The following is a 20,593-nucleotide window of genomic DNA, read 5'->3' as shown; positions in this document are numbered from 1 at the left end:
GGCCGGCCCTATAGACGCGATCCATGATCACGATCTCCGGCCTCTCCGCCCGTATCGCCGGGCGCCTCCTGCTCGACAACGCCTCCGTTTCGCTTCCGGCGGGAACAAAGGCGGGCCTTGTCGGGCGCAACGGCGCCGGCAAGTCCACGCTCTTCCGTGTCATCACCGGCGACCTTGCAGGGGAAGCGGGCAACGTCTCGATACCGCGCAACGCCCGGATCGGCCAGGTGGCGCAGGAAGCCCCCGGAACCGACGAGCCCCTGATCGAGATCGTGCTTGCGGCCGACAAGGAGCGCGCAGCGCTGATGGCGGAAGCCGAAACGGCCACCGATCCTCATCGCATCGCAGAGATCCAGACACGGCTCGCCGACATCGGCGCCCATGCGGCCGAGGCTCGCGCGGCCAGCATTCTCGCCGGCCTCGGCTTCGACCACGAGGCGCAGAAGCGTCCTGCCAAGAGCTTTTCCGGCGGATGGCGGATGCGCGTGGCGCTTGCCGCGGTGCTCTTTGCGGAGCCCGACCTGCTCCTCCTCGACGAACCGACCAACTACCTCGACCTCGAAGGCACGCTCTGGCTCGAGGACTATGTGCGCCGCTACCCGCACACCGTCATCATCATCAGCCACGACCGCGACCTCCTGAACACCGCCGTCAACTCGATCATCCATCTCGACCAGAAGAAGCTGACCTTCTATCGCGGTTCCTACGACCAGTTCGAGCGCCAGAAGGCAGAGGCCGACGAACTGCAGATGAAGGCGAAGGCGAAGAACGACGCCGCCCGCAAGCACCTGCAGAGCTTCATCGACCGCTTCAAGGCGAAGGCCTCCAAGGCGCGGCAGGCGCAGAGCCGCATCAAGGCGCTCGAGCGCATGGGAACGGTCGCCGCCGTGATCGAGGACCATGTGCAGGGCTTCACGTTTCCCGAGCCGGAGAAGCTGCCGGCCTCGCCCATCGTCGCGGTCAGCAGCGGTGCTGTCGGCTACCATCCGGGCCAGCCGATCCTGAAGCGGCTGAACCTCAGGATCGACAATGACGACCGGATCGCGCTGCTGGGATCGAACGGCAACGGCAAGTCCACCTTCGCCAAGTTCATCTCCGGCAAGCTTCAGTCCGAAACGGGAGAAGTGAAGGCGGCACCGAACCTCAAGATCGGCTTTTTCGCCCAGCACCAACTCGACGACCTTGTTCCGACGCAGAGCGCGGTCGAACACGTGCGTAGACTGATGCCTGACGCGCCCGAGGCGAAGGTGCGCGCACGCGTCGCCCAGATGGGGCTTGCGACCGAGAAGATGGAAACACCGGCCAAGGACCTGTCGGGCGGCGAAAAGGCGCGCCTGCTGATGGGGCTCGCCGCCTTCGACGGACCAAACCTGCTGATCCTCGACGAGCCGACCAACCACCTCGACATCGACAGCCGCAACGCCCTCATCCAGGCGCTGAACGACTATTCCGGCGCGGTGATCCTGATCTCCCACGATCGTCACCTGATAGAGGCGACCGTCGACCGGCTATGGCTGGTGAAGGACGGAACCGTCGCAAACTTCGATGGCGACCTCGAAGAGTACCGGGCCCTCATCGTGGGGGGACCGAAGGGCAAGGACGACAAGGCGCGGCCGGTGGCCGGCGATGACGGCCTTTCGAAGGCCGACCAGCGCAAGGCGAATGCGGACCGGCGCGCATCGCTGGCACCGCTGCGCAAAAAGATCAACGATCTCGAATCCTTGACGGCAAAGCTGGAGAAACAGATTCAAGCGCTTGATGTGGAGCTTGCCGACCCGGCGCTCTACGAAAAGTCCCCCGCCAAGGCAGCGTCAAAGGCGAAGGAGCGCTCGGATGCGGCCGCGAAGCTCGCAGACGCCGAGGAACAGTGGCTGGAACTCTCGTCCGAATACGAAGAGGCGATGGCAAGCTGAAGGGGCACTTCGTCATGGTCAGGCGGCCCTGCCCCATGACGACCAGCATGTGATACGCTGCCTCCGTGAGAGCCGGGGGAAAGCGCGATGTTCCATGGCAATGTTTCGCTCGAGATCGCAGAAGGCCTGAAGACACTCAAGCAGCGGATCGAGGCCGCCAACATACCTCCGTCGAAGATCGACGAGACGATCAACATCGCCACCTGGAACATCCGCGAGCTCGGCAAGAAGCGGCGCAGCGAGGCGGCCATCCACTACATCGCGGAAATCATCGGGCAGTTCGACCTGGTGTCGATCGTGGAGCTGCGCGACAATCTCGGCGACCTCCAGAGGATCCTGCCGATCCTCGGTCCCTACTGGGACATCATCTACTCCGACGCGATCCTCGACGATGGCGGGAACCGCGAGCGGATATGCTATGTCTTCGACCAGCGGGCCGTCACCTTCAACGGCCTCGCCGCCGAAGCGAGCACTCCGAGAACCAAGCGTGGCAGGGAGTATCTCAGCGACATCAACTGGTGGCGCCCGCCCTACATCGCCTCGTTCAAATCCGGCAATTTCGATTTCTGCTCGCTGACCACCCACGTGCGCTGGGGCGACAGCGAGGAAGGACGGCTGGTCGAAATCCAGGCCCTCGCGGATTGGCTCGAGGCCAAGATCGGCGAACCGAACTGCGAGGACAAGGACATCATCGTGATGGGCGATTTCAACATCCCCAGCCGGACGAGCCCGCTGTTTGCGGCCATCACGTCAAAGGGACTGGTGCTTCCCTCCGCCCTCGCCAAGGACGAATTCGGTTCCAATCTCGCCCGCGACAAGCGCTACGACCAGATCCTGCATTTCGCCCGGTACGGTGAGAACTTCGCGCGGTCCGGCGGCGTTCTCGACTTCTACAAGAGCGATCACAAGCCGCTCTTTCCCGATCTCACCAAGACGCAGTTCACCTACCAGCTCTCCGACCATCTGCCGCTTTGGCTGCAGATCAACACCGACATAGACGGGCTGATGCTGGACCAGCTCATCCAGCGCAAGCGCCAGGACTGACCGGGCGCGGTAGGCGTTTGCCTCAACCGAGTTCGAATGTCGTGATCCCGAAGATCCGGCCGAGAGGCAGCTGCGGATCGGTGCCGCGGTACATTCGTGCCGTCTCGAACACCGGCGTGAGGTTATACCGTGCGCAGAGCGCCCTCGCCTCGGTGTTCGGCTCGGGAATATCGAGAAACACCCTGCCCCCGCCGACATCTGCCACCAGTGCCCGGAAGAGCAGGTCGGCGCCGACGGAGGTATCGGAAAAGAGCGGGCCGATCTTGAAGCCCTCCCGGCAGGCGCGGATGGTGCCGAAGCCCCCAACCCTGCCGTCCCTCAGGAGCGCAATGCTGCGGCGGGACTCGCCGGTCCTCAGCCACTCCGCGAGGAAATCCTCCCGGGGAGCGGGTGAGAGCGCGCGGTCATAGGCGGACAGGAGCGGCAGGTGGACGGGGGCGACGTGCACGAGGCGCGGATCATCCGGAGCGGCAAAGCTGACATCGCCGCCATAGCGGACATTGGCATGGGCATAGGCGAAGCCGGACTTGCGGTAGTTGTTCTGCTGGGCGACCACACCGTCGAGCCCGATTGTGCGCGCTCCAGCGGATGCGATCGCCGCCTGCCACAGTGCCCAGCCGATGCCGCGGCCGCGATACTCCGGCCGTGCCATGTAGAAGCCGAGGAAGGCATAGGCCGGATCGTACTTCACAACCGATACGGCAGCGGCGAGCTCGCCATCGACGGTCGCGACATGGTAGCCCCGCGGGTCCGCCGCCCAGAAAGGGCCGGCATCGTCGAGGCCGGGGTTCCATCCCTCCCGCGCGGCCCAATCGAGAATCACGTCGAGTTCGTCGCGCGTCGCGTTGCGGATCGTGGGGGTCATCTGGGCAGTCCTCGTTTCGCACGCCGAGATAAGGCGATGCGCCATCATCGTGCCAAAGCCGGGACTGTCAACCGCTTCGGCGTGCAGGTCGGGGCAGACGTGCCAAACCGAGAAACGCTCAAAAAACAGGCAGATAGTAAAACCGCCGCATCATACCAAAGTCGAATGCGGGCTTTTGCGGGTCAATGCGCTGCCGTGCTTGAAAGCCCTCGGTCAACGTGTTTAGGTCACGTGTGATCACGAAAAGCGGGTCCTTTGCCCGCTGACCACTGGGAGGAGAATTCATGGATCGTCGTACATTCTTCAAGAAAGCCGGGGTCGCCGGCGCCGGTGCCGCGGCAGCCACGGCGCTCGCCGCACCCGCGATTGCGCAGAGCACCCCGAAGGTCAACTGGCGCCTCGCGTCGTCTTTCCCGAAATCGCTCGACACGATCTATGGTGGCGCCGAAGTCCTTTCCAAATACGTGTCCGAAGCGACCGACGGCAATTTCCAGATCCAGGTCTTCGCGGCCGGCGAAATCGTACCGGGCCTGCAGGCCGCCGACGCGGCCGCGGCGGGTACCGTCGAAGCCTGCCACACCGTTTCCTACTACTACTGGGGCAAGGACCCGGTCTGGGCGCTCGGCGCGGCGGTTCCCTTCGCGCTCAACGCTCGCGGCATGAACGCCTGGCAGTACCACGGCGGCGGCATCGACATGTTCAACGAGTTCCTCGCGACGCAGGGCCTCATCGGCTTCCCCGGCGGCAACACCGGCGTGCAGATGGGCGGTTGGTTCCGCAAGGAGATCAAGACGGTCGCCGACATGCAGGGCCTGAAGATGCGCATCGGGGGCTTCGCCGGCAAGGTCGTCGAGAAACTCGGCGTCGTGCCGCAGCAGATCGCCGGCGGCGACATCTATCCATCGCTCGAAAAGGGCACGATCGACGCGGCCGAATGGGTGGGGCCCTACGACGACGAGAAGCTCGGCTTCTACAAGGTTGCCCCCTACTACTACTATCCCGGCTGGTGGGAAGGCGGCCCGACCGTGCACGCCATCTTCAACAAGGCTGCCTTCGAGGCGCTTCCGAAGAACTACCAGTCGCTGCTGCGCACCGCCTGCCAGGCCACCGACGCGAACATGCTGCAGAAGTACGACTACCTCAATCCGTCGGCGATCAAGCGCCTCGTCGCCGCCGGCGCCAAGCTGAGCCCCTTCAGCCCGGAAATCCTTTCGGCCTGCTTCGACGCGGCCAACGAGGTCTATGCCGAAATGGAAGGCTCCAATGCGACCTTCAAGAAGATCTGGGACTCGATCAAGGCCTTCCGCGGGGAGTACTACCTCAATGCGCAGATCGCCGAGTACAACTACGACACCTTCATGATGATCCAGCAGCGCGGCGGCAAGCTCTAGGCTTACCGGCGGTCATCACCTTCGAGAACAGCCCCGGAGCGCAGAGCTCCGGGGTTTTTTGTTGACCGAAGCCCGGATCGTGTGGCGCGCGCGGGGATATAACAAAACCGGGCCGGCAAGCCGGCCCGGTTCTTAATTTGCGGTAGCTGTCCCGTCAGTTGAAGGACGGCGGACTGCTGAGGTCGTTCGACGGCTTCTGCTGCTGGCCTCCGCCGGTACCGCCATTCTGGTCGGCCGGGGGCTGATCCAGCGGGCTTCCGCCAGGAAGCTGGAGGCCGCCCGGCAGGCCGAGCCCGCCGCCGTTGTCGGGAAGCCCGAGCCCCCCGCCCTGCCCGCCGAAGCCCGGCACCTCGATCTTGATCGTCGACGGGTCGACGGCAGAGGCCGGGCCCTTGTAGTGCATGACCATCTGCGGGAAGAGGATGGTCAGCGCGACCATCACGATCTGGATACCGACGAAAGGTACGGCCCCCCAGTAGATCTGGCCGGTGGTGACGGGCGCCGTCATCTTGCCGGTGATCCTGTCGATGTAGGGCACGCGGGCCGCGACCGAGCGCAGATAGAACAGCGCGAAGCCGAATGGCGGATGCATGAAGCTCGTCTGCATGTTGATGCCGAGCAGAACCCCGAACCAGATCAGGTCGATCCCGAGCTTGTCGGCAGCCGGCGCCAGCAGCGGCACGACGATGAAGGCAAGCTCGAAGAAATCGAGGAAGAAGGCCAGCAGGAAGACGAGGATGTTGACCGCGATGAGGAAGCCCGTCTCGCCGCCCGGCATGGAGACGAGCAGATGCTCGACCCAGAGGTGGCCGTTGACGCCGTAGAAGGTCAGGGAGAAGACGCGGGCGCCAATCAGGATGAACAGCACGAAGGCCGAAAGCCGGGTGGTGGCGGCAAGCGCCGAACGGACCACATCCAAGGTGAGCCGCCCCTTGGCCGCAGCCATGATAAGTGCACCCACCGCGCCCATGGCACCGCCCTCGGTCGGCGTCGCGATGCCGAGGAAGATCGTGCCGAGGACGAGGAAGATGAGCGCCAGCGGCGGGATCAGCACGATGATCACCTGCTGGGCGAGCCGCGACATCGCGTTGACCTTCAGGTTCCTGTCGAGAAGCGCCACCACATAGATGAATGCAACGCCGACGGTCGCGCCAAGGATATCGGCATTCTCGCCCTGCGTCGGGTAAAGCAGGACATGGGCGCCATATGCAATGCCGGCAGCAACAACGAGCGCGATCGCAAGCGATGTCACGCCGGAACCGAGCGAACGCGCTTCCGGCGGCAGCGCCGGCATGGAATCGCGTTTCAGGAAAGTCATGACCAGGATGTAGAGCATGTACAGCCCGGTCAGGACGAGGCCGGGGATCAACGCGCCGGCGTACATGTCGCCGACCGAACGGCCGAGCTGGTCGGCAAGCACGATGAGCACCAGCGAAGGTGGGATGATCTGGGCGAGCGTGCCCGACGCCGCGATGACGCCCGACGCGACGCGCCGGTCATAGCCGTAGCGCAGCATGATCGGGAGCGAGATCAGGCCCATCGCGATGACGGACGCGGCAACCACGCCAGTGGTGGCCGCAAGCAGCGCACCGACGAAGATCACAGCATAGGCGAGACCGCCGCGGATCGGACCGAAGAGCTGGCCGATCGTGTCGAGCAGGTCCTCGGCCATGCCGGACCGCTCCAGCACGATCCCCATGAATGTGAAGAACGGGATCGCAAGCAGCGTGTCGTTCGACATCACCCCCCACAGGCGTTCGGGCATGGCGTTGAGGAGCGGCCAGGAGAGGTTGATCGAATCGGACAGCGGCGCAAGCTCGACGCCGATGACGAAGAACAGCAGACCGTTGGCAGCCAGTGCGAAGGCGACGGGGTATCCCAGGAGAAGGAATACCACCAGCGACGCGAACATGATCGGCGCCAGGTTTTCAGCAATGAATTCAATCATGCGCGGTGCTCCTCGACCGGAGTTTCCATATCAAGGGGAGCATGTGTGGGAACGTAGGGTGTCGGGTCGTCCATGTCGCCGCGCATGATCGCGATCTTCTTGATGATCTCGGACACGCCCTGGGCGGCAAGCAGCAGGAAGCCGGCGAGCAGGATCGCCTTTGCGGGCCAGATGATCAGGCCCCCGGCACTCGAGGACATTTCCCCGGAAGCATAGGACATCCGGACGTAGGGAATCAGAAAGTAGATCATCAACAGGACGAAGGGCATGAGGAAGAGGCAGTGGCCGAGAAGATCGATCCAATGCTGTACACGCCGAGAGAAATGACCGTAGACGACGTCGATCCTGATGTGTTCGTTCTGGGCGAGAGTATAGGCGGCGGCGAGCATGAAGGCGCCACCGAAAAGATACCATTGCGCCTCAAGCCAGGCGTTCGACGATACATTGAACACTTTTCGCACTACAGCATTGCCGGCGCTCACGAGAACGGCGAGAAGAATCAACCAGGAAACAGACTTCCCGATGATCTCTGTAATACGGTCGATCAGCCGACTCAGGCCGAGTAGTGCTTGCATGACGTTCCTCCCCGCAGGCTTCATTTGATTTTCGCTTGCTTAGGGCAGAGTGCCGATTTCACGCGTCGATTCAAGCGCGCAAGCCCGTTTTCCCGGCCGGAACGCGGTCCTTAGACGAAAGACCAATACGCCGTAGACAAAGTTGCACAAGGGATAGGCAGGAATTGCAACCGTTGCCTCCCTTGCCGGAAACGCGCATTCTGATAAAACACCGCCCAATAATCATACTAATCGAGCGAAGCACCATGTCCCCGATCCATCTCGCAATCGTCGGCGTCGGCAAGATCGTCCGCGACCAGCACCTCCCCTCCATCGCCAAGAACCCGGATTTCAAGCTGATCGCCGCCGCGAGCCGGCATGGCACCGTCGACGGCATCGACAACTTCAAGTCGATCGACGACATGCTTGCAGCCGTGCCCGCGATCGATGCTGTTTCGCTCTGCATGCCGCCGCAGTACCGCTACGAGGCCGCCCACAAGGCGCTGGCGGCCGGCAAGCACGTATTCCTGGAAAAGCCCCCGGGTGCGACGCTCAGCGAAGTCGCCGACCTCGAAGCGCTCGCGGCGTCGAAGGGGCTTTCGCTCTTCGCAAGCTGGCATTCGCGCTATGCGCCCGGCGTCGAGGCGGCGAAGGCGTTCCTCGCCTCCACGACGATCCGCTCGCTGAAGGTCATCTGGAAGGAAGACGTCCGCCACTGGCATCCGAATCAGGAATGGATCTGGCAGGCGGGTGGCCTCGGCGTCTTCGACCCGGGCATCAACGCCCTCTCCATCGTCACCCATATCCTCCCGCGTCCGGTGTTCATCACGTCCGCGACGCTGGAATTCCCCGAGAACCGGGATGCCCCCATCGCGGCAAACATCCAGTTTACCGACGCCGTGGGCCTCGACGTTTCGGCCGAATTCGACTGGCGCCAGACCGGGAAGCAGAGCTGGGACATCGTTGCCGAGACAGACGCCGGGCAGATGCTGCTGTCGGAGGGCGGAGCGAAGCTCTCGATCGACGGCGTGATCCGCCACGAGGAGCCGGAGCAGGAGTATCCGTTGCTCTACAAGCGCTTCGCCGAAATCATCAAGGCGGGCCGGTCGGACGTCGACCTTGCACCGCTGCGCCACGTCGCCGATGCGTTCATGCTCGGCAGGCGGAAATTCGTCGATTCGTTCTACGACTGATCAAGACAGCGCCTCCCCGTCCCGGCGGGGAGGCAGCGCCGATATCCGCGGCGGCGCAGTGCGTAGGAGAGCGGAATATCCGGCCAGCCGCACCCTGCCCAGGCCTCGGGGCCGTTCCTCGCCTTAGCGGGGAAGCCTCCGGTCCTAGGCCTTCTTCACCCAGCGACCGTCGTCGTTCTGCTGCCAGTAGGTGAGCTGGTGCCCCTCGCCCTTCAGGCGTTTCCAGTGACCGCGGGCGGCCTCCAGCTCCTGCTGCTCGTAACCGTCGAACATGAAGATCGCCCGCTCGTAGCTTTCGAGCGGCGGCGGCACCGCGCCGTCGACGAGAAAGCGAACCGTTGCGGCATTGGCGTTCTCCAGCTCCGTCGTCAGGAGCACGGGCTGGTCCTCAGGATGGGGCTGCGCGTCGGTTCCGTGCGGGAGGAAGCTTTCCTCCCGCCATGTCCACAGCAGCGTATCGAGCGCATCCCTGCGCTCGGCGCTTCCGGTCTGCACGATCACCCGCCAGCCGCGCTCCAGGCTCTTGTCGAGGAGCGGCGGCAGAGCGTCTTCCAGCTTCGATTCGGTCAGGTGATAGAACAGGACCTCGCTCACGGGATCAGTTGCCCTCGTAGTAGGCCCGCACCAGCTCGTTGAGCAGCCGCACCCCGAAGCCCGAGCCCCAGGACTGGTTGATCTCGTCGGACGGAGACCCCATCGCGGTGCCGGCGATGTCGAGATGCGCCCAGGGCGTGTCCTTGACGAAGCGCTGGAGGAACTGCGCAGCGGTGATCGAGCCCGCATAGCGGCCGCCGGTGTTCTTCATGTCGGCGAACTTGCTGTCGATCATCTTGTCGTATTCCTTGCCGAGCGGCATGCGCCAGAGCCGCTCGTTCGTCGCGAGCCCCGCGGCCGTCAGGCGGGTCGCCAGCGTGTCGTCGTTGGAGAACAGGCCGGCGTGGTGGCTGCCGAGCGCGACCATGATCGCGCCGGTCAGCGTCGCCAGGTTGATCATGAACTGCGGCTTGAACTTCTCATTGCAGTACCAGAGGGCGTCGCAGAGCACGAGACGCCCTTCGGCGTCGGTGTTGATGACCTCGATCGTCTGGCCCGACATCGAGGTCACGATGTCGCCGGGCCGCTGCGCGTTGCCGTCAGGCATGTTCTCGACCAGCCCCAGGATGCCGACCACATTGGCCTCGGCCTTGCGGGCCGCCAGCACATGCATCAGACCGATAACAGCCGCGGCGCCGCCCATGTCGCCCTTCATGTCCTCCATGCCGGCCGCCGGCTTGATCGAGATGCCGCCGGTGTCGAACACGACGCCTTTGCCGATGAAGGCGATCGGCTTGTCCTTGGACTTGCCGCCCTTCCACTCCATCACCGCCAGCCGCGGCGGACGGCCGGATCCCTGGGCAACGCCCAGAAGGGCCGCCATGCCGAGACGCTTCATCTCACGCTCGGTCAGGATTTCCACCTCGACACCAAGCTTTTCCAGCTCCTTTGCCTTGGCTGCGAATTCGACCGGGCCAAGCACGTTGGCGGGTTCGTTGACGAGGTTACGGGCAAGGATGACACCCTCGGCGACGGCTGCCGCCGTCGCGTGCGCCTTCTTCGCCGCTGCCGCGGAGGAGGTGACGATCGTGACCTTTACGGCCTTCTGGTCCTTCGGCTTGGTTTCCTCGCCGTTCTTCCTGGTCTTGTACGTATCAAAGCTGTAGGCACCGAGGACCATGCCGAGCGCGAAATCGGCCGCGTTCTCGCCGGTGACGGTGAGCTCGGGGACATCGATGAAAACAGAAACCTTCTCGGCTCCGCGGATCTTGGCTGCCGCGGCACCGCCCGCCTTCAGCCAGTCATGGGCACTGAGCTTCGCCGGATCGCCGAGGCCAAGGACGAGAATGCGGTCGACGGGCGCGCCGTGCGGAGCGACGATATCAAGCGTGGCGAGCGACTTGCCGGTGAACTTGGAGATCTCGGCCGCCTTGGCAATGACGCCCTCGGGATCGGCCTCCTTCGCGCCGGCTATCCCCTGCTCGAGAGCTTGCAGGAGCACCGCCACACCGCCCGCGGGACGCATGGACTTTGAAAAGCTGATCTCGAACTTGGACGACATGGTTTGCTCCGGATTCGATTGTCGTTGGGGGGCTGCACCCGTGCGCAGCACGCGCGTGCGTTGCCCTATTGGCAGGTTTCAGGCATTCCTTGTCCGTTTTACGGCGCTTGGCAAGAGAGCGAGCCTTGTTTACAGACAGTTAACGATGAATGTTCGCCATAAATTTTCCATGCCGGTGCACACTAGTTTCTATGGCACATGGCCCGCGAAAGCTTATATGCGCAAAGCCGCAGCAGATGCCTCGGCGATCACGACACTGAGCCGCCTGCGGGACACAGCCGATCGGGACACAACATGAAACTGATTGAGCGCTACATATTCAGGCGGACGACGCTCATGTTCTTCGCCACGCTGCTGCCGCTCCTCGGCATCGTGTGGACGACCCAGGCGTTGAGCAACATCAACCTTGTGACCGACAGCGGCCAGTCGATCGGCGCGTTCATGAAGCTCGCGACGCTGATTCTGCCGTCGGTCGTTCCGATCATCCTGCCCTTCGCGTTCGTGATCGCCGTCGCGCAGACGCTGACCGCCATGAATGCCGATTCGGAGCTGACGGTCCTCAACGCGGCCGGAAGCTCGCGCATGACGATCATCCGGCCGGTGATGTATCTCGGCCTCGCCCTCAGCGTCGTCTCCTTTGCGGTCGACAACTTCGTGGAACCCTATTCGCGCACGGCGGTGCGCAAGATGATCGCTACCGCGCATGCCGACATGCTTTCCTCGGTGGTGCAGGAGAACACCTTCCGCAAGATCACCGACGGGCTCTACGTGCAGGTGGCGGAACGCCGCAACGGCGGCATCCTGCGCGGCCTCTTCGTCGCCGATTCCCGCGACCCCAAGTTCGACCTCGTCTACTACGCCCGCGAAGGCGCCATCGACGAGAGGAGTTCCGCGCTTGTCATGAAGGACGGCGAGGTCCACCGCAAGATTCCGGACGGCAATGTCTCGGTGATCAAGTTCGATTCCTATGCCTTCGACCTCACGGACCTGACGCAGACAGCAGCGCATGCGAGTATCCGCGCCAAGGACCGCGACCTGCCGTTCCTCCTCAATCCCGATCCCGCCGATCCCCAGGTGAAGCGCAATCCCCAGCAGTTCACCGCCGAACTGCACCGGCGACTGACGGAATGGACATTCCCGGCCATCTTCGGCCTCATCGCGCTCGTCGTCAGCGGCGACGCACGGTCCCACAGGGAGGCGCGCGTTCATCCGCTCGTGACAGCCCTGCTGCTGGCGTTCCTCTTCCGATGGTTGACCTTCTACGCAAGCAACAGCGCCGAGGATTCGCTCTACTTCATCCCCGTGATGTATCTCCTGCCGATCGCGGCCACGGTCATCTGCATCCGCTGCCTGCAGGGTAACAAAAGTCTCGACATTCCCATGAGTCTCGGCGAACGCATCGGCGAGCTGCGCAAGACGATCGTGGAGCGGCTGAGCGGACGCTCCGGCACGGCGAGCGGGGGAACCCGCTGATGATCCCTACACTCGGCCTCTATTTCTTCCGCCGCTACGTGGTTACGACCTTCTGGTTCCTGGCCGGAATCTTCGCGCTGATCTTCATCATCGATTTCAGCGAGACGGCGAACCGCATGGCCTCCCTGCCGAAATACACACTGGCGGGCGGGCTCCTGATGACGGCGCTTCGGATCCCCGCGATCCTGATGCAGACGGTCCCCTTCGTCGCGCTCTTTTCGGCGATGGCTGCCCTCATGTCGCTCAATCGTCGCTACGAACTCGTGGTGACGCGCGCGGCCGGCATTTCGGTGTGGCAGTTCCTCAGGCCCTTCGTGATCGGCGCCTTCCTCTTCGGAATTCTCGCCGTGGCGGCCATCAACCCGCTCGCGTCATGGTCGACGAAGGAAGCGCAGTCGCTGGAAGCCGAATGGAGCGCGACCCAGGGAAAATCGACGACGACGTCGATCCCGTGGCTGCGCCAGATCTACAAGAATGACGATGCGATCATCGGCGCGAAGGCCGTCATGGACGATGGTACGCGCCTGCTCAACGTGACGATCATCCATTTCGATTCGGAAGGCCGCATCAATCTGCGCCAGGACGCCGAATCGGCCACATTGGAAGATGGTTACTGGCTGCTTAAGAACGTGCTGGAGACGCAGGTGGGAGAGTTGCCGCGCCGTCTCCCCACGCTACAGCTTCGTACCAATCTGAAGCAGGAATTCGTTCAGGAAAACCTCGAAAAGCCTGAATCAATTCCGTTTTTCAGCCTCGGACGGAAGATCGAGGCCGCCAAGTCCTTCGGTTTTCCAACCTACGGGATGGAGACCCAGTTCCACTCGTTGCTATCGCTGCCGCTGCTGTTGGTTGCAATGACGCTGATCGCTGCAAGCGTCTCTCTGAAATTTAGCAGGTTTAACCAATCCCGGTCGGTGATTCTGGGTGGAATCCTGTCAGGCTTCATGCTTTATGTCGTCACCGTGCTTGTGAAAGCATTCGGAAGCAGCGGTGTAGTTCCTCCGTTCGTTGCGGCCTGGTTGCCAGTCGTCGTAGCAATGGCTCTAGGGGCTACAATTCTGCTTCATCAGGAGGATGGTTAGTGGCGGCAGGCAACCGCGGAAGGTACAGATGGCTCAGGATCGCCCTGCTTGCAGGAGCGGCCTCCTGTGCGCTCGTGTGCACCGTTTCGGTGCCCGCACGCGCCCAGACCCAGAATATCGAATCGCTTGAACCCAAGATTCCGGAAGACGCCAAGCTCCTGCTGGCGGCGAACGAACTCGTCTATAACAAAGACACCGAGAAGGTGATCGCCCGCGGGGCGGTGCAGATCAACTACGGTGGCTACCAGCTCGTCGCGCGCCAGGTCGTCTACGACCAGAAGACCGGCCGGCTGAGCGCCGTCGGGGATATCGAACTGATCGAACCGTCGGGAAACAAGGTCTATGCCCAGAACCTCGATCTTTCTGACGATTTCGCCAACGGCTTCGTCAACGCGCTCAGAATCGAGACGACCGACCTGACCAAGATCGCGGCAACGAGCGGCGAACGTGTGAACGACGAGGAGATGATCCTCAACAAGGCCGTCTACACCGCCTGCACGCCCTGCGCGACCAATCCGACGCACCGGTCGCTGTGGCAGATCAAGGCCGAGCGGATCGTCCAGAACGGCAAGACACACACAATCCGGCTGGAACACGCGCAGTTCGAGATGTTCGGCAAGCCGATCGCCTACCTGCCGACGCTGACGATCCCCGACCACACCGTCAAGAGAAAGTCCGGCTTCCTCTTCCCGCAGTTCAGCTACGCGCAGAAGCTCGGGCTCGGGGTCGGCGTTCCCTACTATTTCGCCATTGCTCCGGACATGGACGCGACCGTCGCCGCAAGCGGCTATACGCGCCAGGGCTTCCTGCTCGAAGGCGAGTTCCGCAAGCGGTTCCACAGCGGACTGGTAACGCTGCGCGCCGCGGGCATCGACCAGATGAACACCAACGTGTTCACCGAAGGCACGACAGACGCGAACGTGACCGGCCGCGGCATGTTGGCCTCGACGGGCGAGTTCAAGATCAATCCCCGCTGGGCCTTCGGCTGGGATGCGATGATCCAGACCGACAACAACTTCTCGCGAACCTACGATCTGGACGGCCTCGACGACCGCATCCATACCAACCAGATCTACCTGACGGGTCTCGGCGAGCGGAATTTCTTCGACCTGCGCGGCTTCTACTTCGACGTGCAGGATGCCGACGACGGCAACAAGGAAGAAAACAAGCAGGCGATCCCGCAGACGCTCGACTACGACTACATCGCGCCCCAGCCGATCTTCGGCGGCGAGCTCAGCGTCACCAGCAACATAACGAACATCCATCGCGACCGGCTCGATTCCTACTCCGTGCTCGGCAACGAGCGCTTCCGCGGCCTCGAGGGCGGCATGACGCGCCTCACCAGCGAGATCGAGTGGAAGCGCCAGTTCGTTGCACCGGGCGGACTGGTACTGACCCCCCTGCTCGCGGCGCGCGGCGATGCCTATCGCCTCGACATGACCCCGCCCGGCGCAGGCTATGCCGGCAACTACACCAATGCCGACGACGCCACGCGGGCGATGCTGACTGCCGGCCTCGAGGCGCGGTATCCGATCCTCGCGACCACGGAACACAGCAGCCACATCTTCGAGCCGATCGGCCAGATCTATGCGCGGCCGGACGAGGACCTCGCGGGCGGCCTGCCGAACGAGGATGCACAGAGCTTCGTGTTCGATGCGACCTCGCTTTTCGATCGCGACAAGTTCTCGGGCTTCGACCGCGTTGAAGGCGGCACCCGCGCCAATGTCGGGATGCGCTACACCGGCAGCTTCGATAACGGCTACACGCTGCGCAGCATCGTGGGACAGTCCTTCCAGCTCGCGGGCAAGAACTCGTTCGCCTCCCCCGACCTCGTCAACGCCGGCGCCAATTCGGGCCTGGAGTCGGATGCATCCGACTATGTCGGCATGGCTGGCATCGACATGCCCAACGGAATCGCGCTTGCCGCGAGCGCTAGGCTCGATCGCGACGACCTTTCGCTGAGCCGCACAGACGCCACGATCGGCTTCGAGAACCACCGGTTCCAGTCGGAGCTGACCTATACCCGCATCGCCGCCCAGCCGCTTTACGGTCTCCCGTCGAACAATGACGAGATCCAGTCGGCTGCCGCGCTGAAGTTCAAGGATTACTGGTCGGTGTTCGGATCGATCACCTACGACATCAACGACCACAACGTATCGCGCAACGGCATTGGATTGACCTATGACGACCGGGACACGGTCTTCTCGATCGTCTACGAGCAGACGCGGGACAGCTCCTCGTCCGTTGCGAACGACTGGTCGATCGGTGCCCGGTTGAGCTTCCGTACGCTCGGCGACATCCAGGTCGGCGACACCGATCTGCAGGGCTTCGATTGAGCGAGGCTGGCGCCCGTTACGCTTCGGGCGCCCCTTGTCATTGTTTGGCCGCATGTATTATGCACACGGTAAGGCTGTTTCCCCCGCCGGCAGCGATATCTGTCGAGAGCGCTCCAGTCAGCTGCGCGGGATGGGCATATTGAAAGGGTCAGGGATGAAGGGCAGAATTTCCACCGGGCGCGCCGTGTTCCTCAGCGCAGCACTTGCCGTTGCGGCGACGATCAGCGTTCCTGCGACCTCCGCACACGCCGCCAACGGCATCGAGGTCGTCGTCAACAACACCGCGATCACGTCCGGCGACATTTCCCGCCGCGTGGCCTTCCTGAAGCTCCAGCGCACAAAGGGCAACCTGCGCGAGATCGCCCGCGAACAGCTGATCGACGAGGTGCTCAAGCGCGCCGAGATCCTTCGCGCACGCGCATCGGTCAGCACCAGCGACGTGGACGCCTCCTTCGCGCGCTTTGCCTCCTCCAACAAGCTGACCGTCCAGCAGCTCGGCCAGATTCTCGATCAGGCAGGCGTCGGCAGCGATCACTTCAAGAAGTATATCGCCATCCAGATGAGCTGGCCGCGTGTGGTCAACGCGCGCTATGGCAGCGCGAACAACACCAACGACCTCGCTCAGCGCATGGCGGAACGCGGCGGCCAGAAGCCGGTGACGACCGAATACTTCCTCAAGCAGATCATCTTCGTGGTGCCGGAAGCCAAGCGCAACGCCATCCTCGGCAAGCGCAAGGCGGAAGCGGAAGCGTCCCGGTCCAAATTCCCGGGTTGCGACCAGGCGAAGGTGTTCGCCGCAACCATGCTCGACGTTTCCGTCCGCGATCTCGGACGCATCCTCGAGCCCCAGCTTCCCGAAGACTGGGAGCCGCTGGTCAAGAAGGCCGACGGTGCCACCACCGGCACGCGCGTCACCAACCGGGGCGTAGAATATCTCGCCATCTGCAAGAAGCGCGAAGTCAACGACGACGTTGCCGCCGAAATGGTCTTCCGCGCCGAGGACCTCGGCAAGAAGGACGGCGAGCAGGCGGACGCCAACAGCAAGAAGTATGTCGAGGAACTTCGCAAGAAGGCCCAGATCATCAATCGCTGACATTTCGCACACACGCCGAGCTGCGGGAACCTTCCAGCGTTCTCGCAGGTCGGGCGAAGGGACTGGGCCAACTCCATGACAGACAGAGCTATTTCGCCGCTGGCACTCACCATGGGTGATCCGGCGGGGATCGGCCCGGACATCACCCTTGCGCTTTGGTCGGCGAGGAAGGAACTCGACCTTCCGGCCTTCCTCTATGTTGGCGACGCCGCGATGCTTGTAGAGCGCGCCGCCCATCTCGGCATAGCGCTTGTCACCTCCAAGGCGACGGCCGAGGAAGCGAGCGCGGCCTTTGCCCATGCTCTGCCCGTCCACGACATCCCGCTGGCGCGACCGGCGGTAGCGGGCTCCCCGGATTCCGCCAATGCCGGTGCGATCATCGAAGCGATCTCGACGGCGGTAGAACTGACGATGGCCGGGCGCACCTCGGCGGTCGTCACCAACCCTATCGCCAAATCGGTACTGTACGATGCGGGTTTCGGTTTTCCGGGTCATACCGAGTATCTGGCCGACCTCGCCGAACGCGCGACGGGAACAAAGCTGCTGCCGGTCATGCTTCTTGCCGGGCCGAAACTGAAGACGGTTCCAGTCACAATCCATATCCCGATCAAGGATGTCCCGTCGGAGCTTACCGAGGATCTGATCGTGCGCACCGTTACGACGACGGCTGCGGATCTGCGCGACCGGTTCGGCATTGCCGCGCCGCGCCTTGCCGTTGCCGGGCTCAACCCGCATGCGGGTGAAGGCGGAGCACTCGGCCTGGAGGATGACGCAATCATCCGCCCGGCGATCGACCGGCTGCGCGCGGCGGGAATCGATGCCTTCGGCCCCCTGCCCGCGGATACGATGTTCCATGACGCCGCACGCGCCACCTATGACGTGGCGGTCTGCATGTACCACGACCAGGCGCTGATACCGGCTAAGGCGCTGGGCTTCGACGATTCCGTCAACGCCACGCTCGGACTGCCCTTCATCCGGACCTCGCCGGACCACGGCACGGCGTTTGCGCTCGCCGGTGCCGGCAAGGCCAAGCCCGACAGCCTGCTTGCCGCGATCCGGCTGGCCGCCTCGCTTGCCCGCAACGAACGGAAGGCCGTGTGATGGCCGCTCTGGACGGGCTTCCGCCACTTCGCGACGTGATCCAGCGCCACGGGCTCGATGCCCGCAAGGCACTCGGACAGAACTTCCTGCTCGATCTCAACCTGACACAGAAGATCGCGCGGACCGCGGGACCGCTCGAGGACTGCACCGTGATCGAGGTCGGGCCCGGGCCTGGCGGTCTGACGCGGGCGATCCTCGCTCTTGGCGCAAGGAGGGTCATCGCCATCGAGCGGGACTCCCGCTGCCTGCCTGCGCTTGCGGAAATTTCCGATCACTATCCGGGACGACTCACCGTCATCGAGGGCGATGCGCTGAAGACAGACTTCGAGGCGCTCACCGACGGCCGTCCCGTGCGCATCATCGCGAACCTGCCCTACAATGTCGGAACGCAGCTTCTCGTGAATTGGCTTCTTCCGCGCAACTGGCCGCCCTTCTACATGTCGATGACGCTGATGTTCCAGAAGGAGGTCGGCCTGCGCATCGTCGCGGATGCGGACGACGATCACTATGGCCGGCTGGGCGTGCTCTGCGGCTGGCGTACGAAGGCGCGCATGGCCTTCGACGTGCCGCCACAGGCCTTTACCCCGCCCCCGAAGGTCACCTCGTCGGTGGTCCAGCTGGAGCCCATCGACAATCCCCTCCCGTGCTCCGCCGACAAGCTGGAACGCGTGACCCAGGCCGCCTTCGGCCAGCGGCGCAAGATGCTGCGCCAAAGCCTGAAATCGCTTGGCGGGGAGGCCCTTCTGTCGAAGGCCGGAATAGACCCGCAACGGCGTGCCGAAACACTTTCCGTCGAGGAATTCGTGCTGCTCGCCAATACCCTCTGAAACGCGTTGCCCGAAGAGGGCAGCCGCTCAGAGAACGGGCTTCTCGGTCAGGAGCTTCGTGACGAAATCGAACAGGCCGGGACGCCTGTCGCGGCGAAGGCGCTCGGCCTCGACGATCGACTTCAGCGAGGTGAAGGCGCGGTTCAGGTCGTCGTTGACGACCACGTAGTCGTACTCGCGCCAGTGCTCGATCTCGGAGCGCGAGTTCGCGAGCCTTGTCGCGATCACTTCCTCGGTATCCTCCGCGCGCCGGTGCAGGCGCGACTGCAGCTCGGTCATGGACGGAGGAAGGATGAAGATCGACACCACATCGGCGGGCATCTTCTCCTGCAGCTGCTGGGCACCCTGCCAGTCGATGTCGAACAGCATGTCGCGGCCGGCCGACATGGCGTCCTCGACGGTCTCGCGCGGCGTGCCGTAAAAATTGCCGTGCACCTCAGCCCATTCCAGGAGGGAGTCCGAATCGCGCAGCCGTTCGAACTCGCGAATGCTGACGAAGCGGTAGTGTACGCCCTCGATCTCGCTCGGGCGGCGCTGCCTGGTCGTCACGCTGACGGACAGGTTCATGTTCTTGTCCACGTCGAGCAGGTTACGCGCAATCGTCGACTTGCCCGCCCCTGATGGAGACGAGATCACCAACATCAGGCCCCGCCGCTTGATCTCGACGTGCGTCGGCATGTCTTGCGCGCTCATGATTTCACTCCAAATTCTGAATCTGCTCACGAAACTGGTCGACAACGACCTTCAGCTCGATCCCTGCCGCAGTGACGGCGGACGAGTTCGATTTTGAGCAGATGGTATTCGATTCGCGGTTAAATTCCTGTGCAAGGAAATCGAGCTTGCGACCGACCGGGCCGCCGTTGACGAGCAGCTCGCGGGCCGCGCGCACATGCGAGGTCAGCCGGTCGATCTCCTCCCTGAGATCCGCCTTCGTTGCCAGAAGCACCGCCTCCTGGTGAAGCCGGTCGCGGTCGAGCGCAGTGCTCGACTGGACAAGGGCGGCAATCTGGGTCGAGAGGCGCTCGGCAAGCGCCTGGACGCTGCGTGCGCGATCGTTCTCTACGACGGATACGAGTTCCTCGATGCGTGCCAGTTGGGCGAGGAGCACCTGATTCAACGCCACGCCTTCGCTGGCGCGCATGTCGAGGAGATGCTCGATTGCGGCAGCCAGTCCGGTTCGGACATCCTCCTCGCGCCTGGTGCGTTCCTCGGGGCTCTCCTCGACGTCTCGAAAATCAACGATACCGCGGACCGAGAGCAGCGTATCGAGCTTCATCGGAGCGGAATCGATAATGCCCGCGAGCTGCTCGCGCAGAGCAAGGACTGCGGACAGCGCTCCCTGGTTCACCACTGCCTCGACCTGCGTCTCGCTCACGGAGACGGAAAGGCCGATCTGGATGTTTCCCGGGCGAAACGTTCGGCGGCCTTCTGGCGCACCTCCGTTTCGAGATGCTCAAATCCCTGGGGAATTCTCAGCCTCAGATCGAGGCCCTTGCCGTTGACCGAACGCAGTTCCCAGGCCCAGCGGTAGCGGCCACTGGTTCCCTCGGTACGGGAGAAACCGGTCATGGATTGGAGGGGCATGTCGATCTCCATCAGCAAGGCCAGCCCCGCATGAGCCGTCGTCGGGCTCTCAGCGTGCAGGCACGTCGCCGCTTATAGCGCGTTCCGCAACGGA

General features: G+C 63.4%; 16 protein-coding genes and 1 pseudogene. 10 read left to right on the top strand and 7 right to left on the bottom strand.

What is annotated here, in order from left to right; translation table 11 throughout:
* Positions 1-23: 23 nt before the first annotated feature.
* Positions 24-1,913, top strand: a complete 1,890-nt coding sequence (locus tag F3Y30_RS10300) for an ABC-F family ATP-binding cassette domain-containing protein (RefSeq protein ID WP_203426373.1) — start codon at positions 24-26, stop codon at positions 1,911-1,913.
* Positions 1,914-2,000: 87 nt separating this feature from the next.
* The gene (locus F3Y30_RS10295; protein ID WP_203426372.1) at positions 2,001-2,957 is read left to right on the top strand and encodes an endonuclease/exonuclease/phosphatase family protein; all 957 of its coding nucleotides are present in this window, start codon (positions 2,001-2,003) and stop codon (positions 2,955-2,957) included.
* A 22-nt stretch (positions 2,958-2,979) separates the two neighbouring features.
* Here the strand turns inward: F3Y30_RS10295 and F3Y30_RS10290 are convergent, their stop codons facing one another.
* Entirely contained in the window at positions 2,980-3,822 is an 843-nt protein-coding gene (locus F3Y30_RS10290; RefSeq protein WP_203426371.1) for a GNAT family N-acetyltransferase, read from the bottom strand.
* A gap of 284 nt (positions 3,823-4,106) precedes the next feature.
* Between F3Y30_RS10290 and F3Y30_RS10285 the strand changes: the two genes are divergently transcribed.
* Positions 4,107-5,213: a TRAP transporter substrate-binding protein gene (locus F3Y30_RS10285; protein ID WP_203426370.1), complete on the top strand. Its 1,107-nt coding sequence runs from the start codon at positions 4,107-4,109 to the stop codon at positions 5,211-5,213.
* A gap of 154 nt (positions 5,214-5,367) precedes the next feature.
* On the opposite strand, the gene F3Y30_RS10280 is transcribed toward F3Y30_RS10285, so the two are convergent.
* On the bottom strand, positions 5,368-7,161 hold the full coding sequence (locus F3Y30_RS10280; protein ID WP_203426369.1) for a TRAP transporter large permease subunit: 1,794 nt from the start codon (positions 7,159-7,161) through the stop codon (positions 5,368-5,370).
* Positions 7,158-7,736, bottom strand: coding sequence for a TRAP transporter small permease subunit (locus F3Y30_RS10275; protein WP_203426368.1), 579 nt, complete (start codon positions 7,734-7,736; stop codon positions 7,158-7,160). Before F3Y30_RS10275 ends, F3Y30_RS10280 begins: the two co-directional genes overlap by 4 nt.
* 245 nt (positions 7,737-7,981) lie before the next feature.
* Here F3Y30_RS10275 and F3Y30_RS10270 point away from each other — a divergent pair, with 245 nt between their 5' ends.
* Positions 7,982-8,908 (top strand): Gfo/Idh/MocA family oxidoreductase, encoded by a 927-nt coding sequence (locus F3Y30_RS10270; protein WP_203426367.1) that lies wholly within the window; start codon positions 7,982-7,984, stop codon positions 8,906-8,908.
* Between the two features lie 144 nt (positions 8,909-9,052).
* Here the strand turns inward: F3Y30_RS10270 and F3Y30_RS10265 are convergent, their stop codons facing one another.
* Both F3Y30_RS10265 and F3Y30_RS10260 read right to left on the bottom strand, forming a co-directional pair.
* A complete protein-coding gene (locus tag F3Y30_RS10265; RefSeq protein WP_203426366.1) occupies positions 9,053-9,502 on the bottom strand; it encodes a DNA polymerase III subunit chi in 450 nt (149 codons plus the stop codon).
* 4 nt (positions 9,503-9,506) lie between these two features.
* The gene (locus tag F3Y30_RS10260; protein ID WP_203426365.1) at positions 9,507-11,003 is read right to left on the bottom strand and encodes a leucyl aminopeptidase; all 1,497 of its coding nucleotides are present in this window, start codon (positions 11,001-11,003) and stop codon (positions 9,507-9,509) included.
* A gap of 294 nt (positions 11,004-11,297) precedes the next feature.
* Between F3Y30_RS10260 and lptF the strand changes: the two genes are divergently transcribed.
* From lptF to rsmA, 6 genes are all read left to right on the top strand, one after another.
* A complete protein-coding gene (lptF, locus tag F3Y30_RS10255) occupies positions 11,298-12,476 on the top strand; it encodes an LPS export ABC transporter permease LptF (protein WP_203426364.1) in 1,179 nt (392 codons plus the stop codon).
* On the top strand, positions 12,473-13,558 hold the full coding sequence (gene lptG, locus F3Y30_RS10250) for an LPS export ABC transporter permease LptG (RefSeq protein WP_203426559.1): 1,086 nt from the start codon (positions 12,473-12,475) through the stop codon (positions 13,556-13,558). Before lptF ends, lptG begins: the two co-directional genes overlap by 4 nt.
* Entirely contained in the window at positions 13,558-15,894 is a 2,337-nt protein-coding gene (locus tag F3Y30_RS10245; protein WP_203426363.1) for an LPS-assembly protein LptD, read from the top strand. Before lptG ends, F3Y30_RS10245 begins: the two co-directional genes overlap by 1 nt.
* A gap of 154 nt (positions 15,895-16,048) precedes the next feature.
* Complete coding sequence (locus F3Y30_RS10240) at positions 16,049-16,987, top strand: peptidylprolyl isomerase (protein WP_203426362.1); 939 nt, start codon at positions 16,049-16,051, stop codon at positions 16,985-16,987.
* 75 nt (positions 16,988-17,062) lie between these two features.
* A complete protein-coding gene (gene pdxA, locus F3Y30_RS10235; protein ID WP_203426361.1) occupies positions 17,063-18,088 on the top strand; it encodes a 4-hydroxythreonine-4-phosphate dehydrogenase PdxA in 1,026 nt (341 codons plus the stop codon).
* Positions 18,088-18,915 carry a 16S rRNA (adenine(1518)-N(6)/adenine(1519)-N(6))-dimethyltransferase RsmA gene (rsmA, locus tag F3Y30_RS10230; RefSeq protein WP_203426360.1) on the top strand — a complete coding sequence of 276 codons (828 nt, stop codon included), beginning with the start codon at positions 18,088-18,090 and terminating at the stop codon, positions 18,913-18,915. Before pdxA ends, rsmA begins: the two co-directional genes overlap by 1 nt.
* 27 nt (positions 18,916-18,942) lie before the next feature.
* Here the strand turns inward: rsmA and gmk are convergent, their stop codons facing one another.
* Positions 18,943-19,593 (bottom strand): guanylate kinase, encoded by a 651-nt coding sequence (gene gmk, locus F3Y30_RS10225; RefSeq protein WP_203426558.1) that lies wholly within the window; start codon positions 19,591-19,593, stop codon positions 18,943-18,945.
* 19 nt (positions 19,594-19,612) lie between these two features.
* A pseudogene (locus F3Y30_RS10220) lies at positions 19,613-20,499 on the bottom strand (YicC/YloC family endoribonuclease).
* Between the last annotated feature and the right edge of the window lie 94 nt (positions 20,500-20,593).

Origin of the sequence: Sinorhizobium sp. BG8, assembly GCF_016864555.1 — a bacterium.
Classification (GTDB): domain Bacteria; phylum Pseudomonadota; class Alphaproteobacteria; order Rhizobiales; family Rhizobiaceae; genus BG8.
Note: the sequence above shows the minus strand (reverse complement) of the source record. Positions and strands in the feature narration are given on the sequence as shown.

Bases quoted from the DNA above. Each gene is read 5' to 3' on its own strand.
- F3Y30_RS10300 (WP_203426373.1), top strand. From the start codon at position 24: ATGATCACGATCTCCGGCCTCTCCGCCCGTATCGCCGGGCGCCTCCTG.
- F3Y30_RS10295 (WP_203426372.1), top strand. From the start codon at position 2,001: ATGTTCCATGGCAATGTTTCGCTCGAGATCGCAGAAGGCCTGAAGACA.
- F3Y30_RS10290 (WP_203426371.1), bottom strand. From the start codon at position 3,822: ATGACCCCCACGATCCGCAACGCGACGCGCGACGAACTCGACGTGATT.
- F3Y30_RS10285 (WP_203426370.1), top strand. From the start codon at position 4,107: ATGGATCGTCGTACATTCTTCAAGAAAGCCGGGGTCGCCGGCGCCGGT.
- F3Y30_RS10280 (WP_203426369.1), bottom strand. From the start codon at position 7,161: ATGATTGAATTCATTGCTGAAAACCTGGCGCCGATCATGTTCGCGTCG.
- F3Y30_RS10275 (WP_203426368.1), bottom strand. From the start codon at position 7,736: ATGCAAGCACTACTCGGCCTGAGTCGGCTGATCGACCGTATTACAGAG.
- F3Y30_RS10270 (WP_203426367.1), top strand. From the start codon at position 7,982: ATGTCCCCGATCCATCTCGCAATCGTCGGCGTCGGCAAGATCGTCCGC.
- F3Y30_RS10260 (WP_203426365.1), bottom strand. From the start codon at position 11,003: ATGTCGTCCAAGTTCGAGATCAGCTTTTCAAAGTCCATGCGTCCCGCG.
- lptF (WP_203426364.1), top strand. From the start codon at position 11,298: ATGAAACTGATTGAGCGCTACATATTCAGGCGGACGACGCTCATGTTC.
- F3Y30_RS10240 (WP_203426362.1), top strand. From the start codon at position 16,049: ATGAAGGGCAGAATTTCCACCGGGCGCGCCGTGTTCCTCAGCGCAGCA.
- pdxA (WP_203426361.1), top strand. From the start codon at position 17,063: ATGACAGACAGAGCTATTTCGCCGCTGGCACTCACCATGGGTGATCCG.
- rsmA (WP_203426360.1), top strand. From the start codon at position 18,088: ATGGCCGCTCTGGACGGGCTTCCGCCACTTCGCGACGTGATCCAGCGC.
- gmk (WP_203426558.1), bottom strand. From the start codon at position 19,593: ATGCCGACGCACGTCGAGATCAAGCGGCGGGGCCTGATGTTGGTGATC.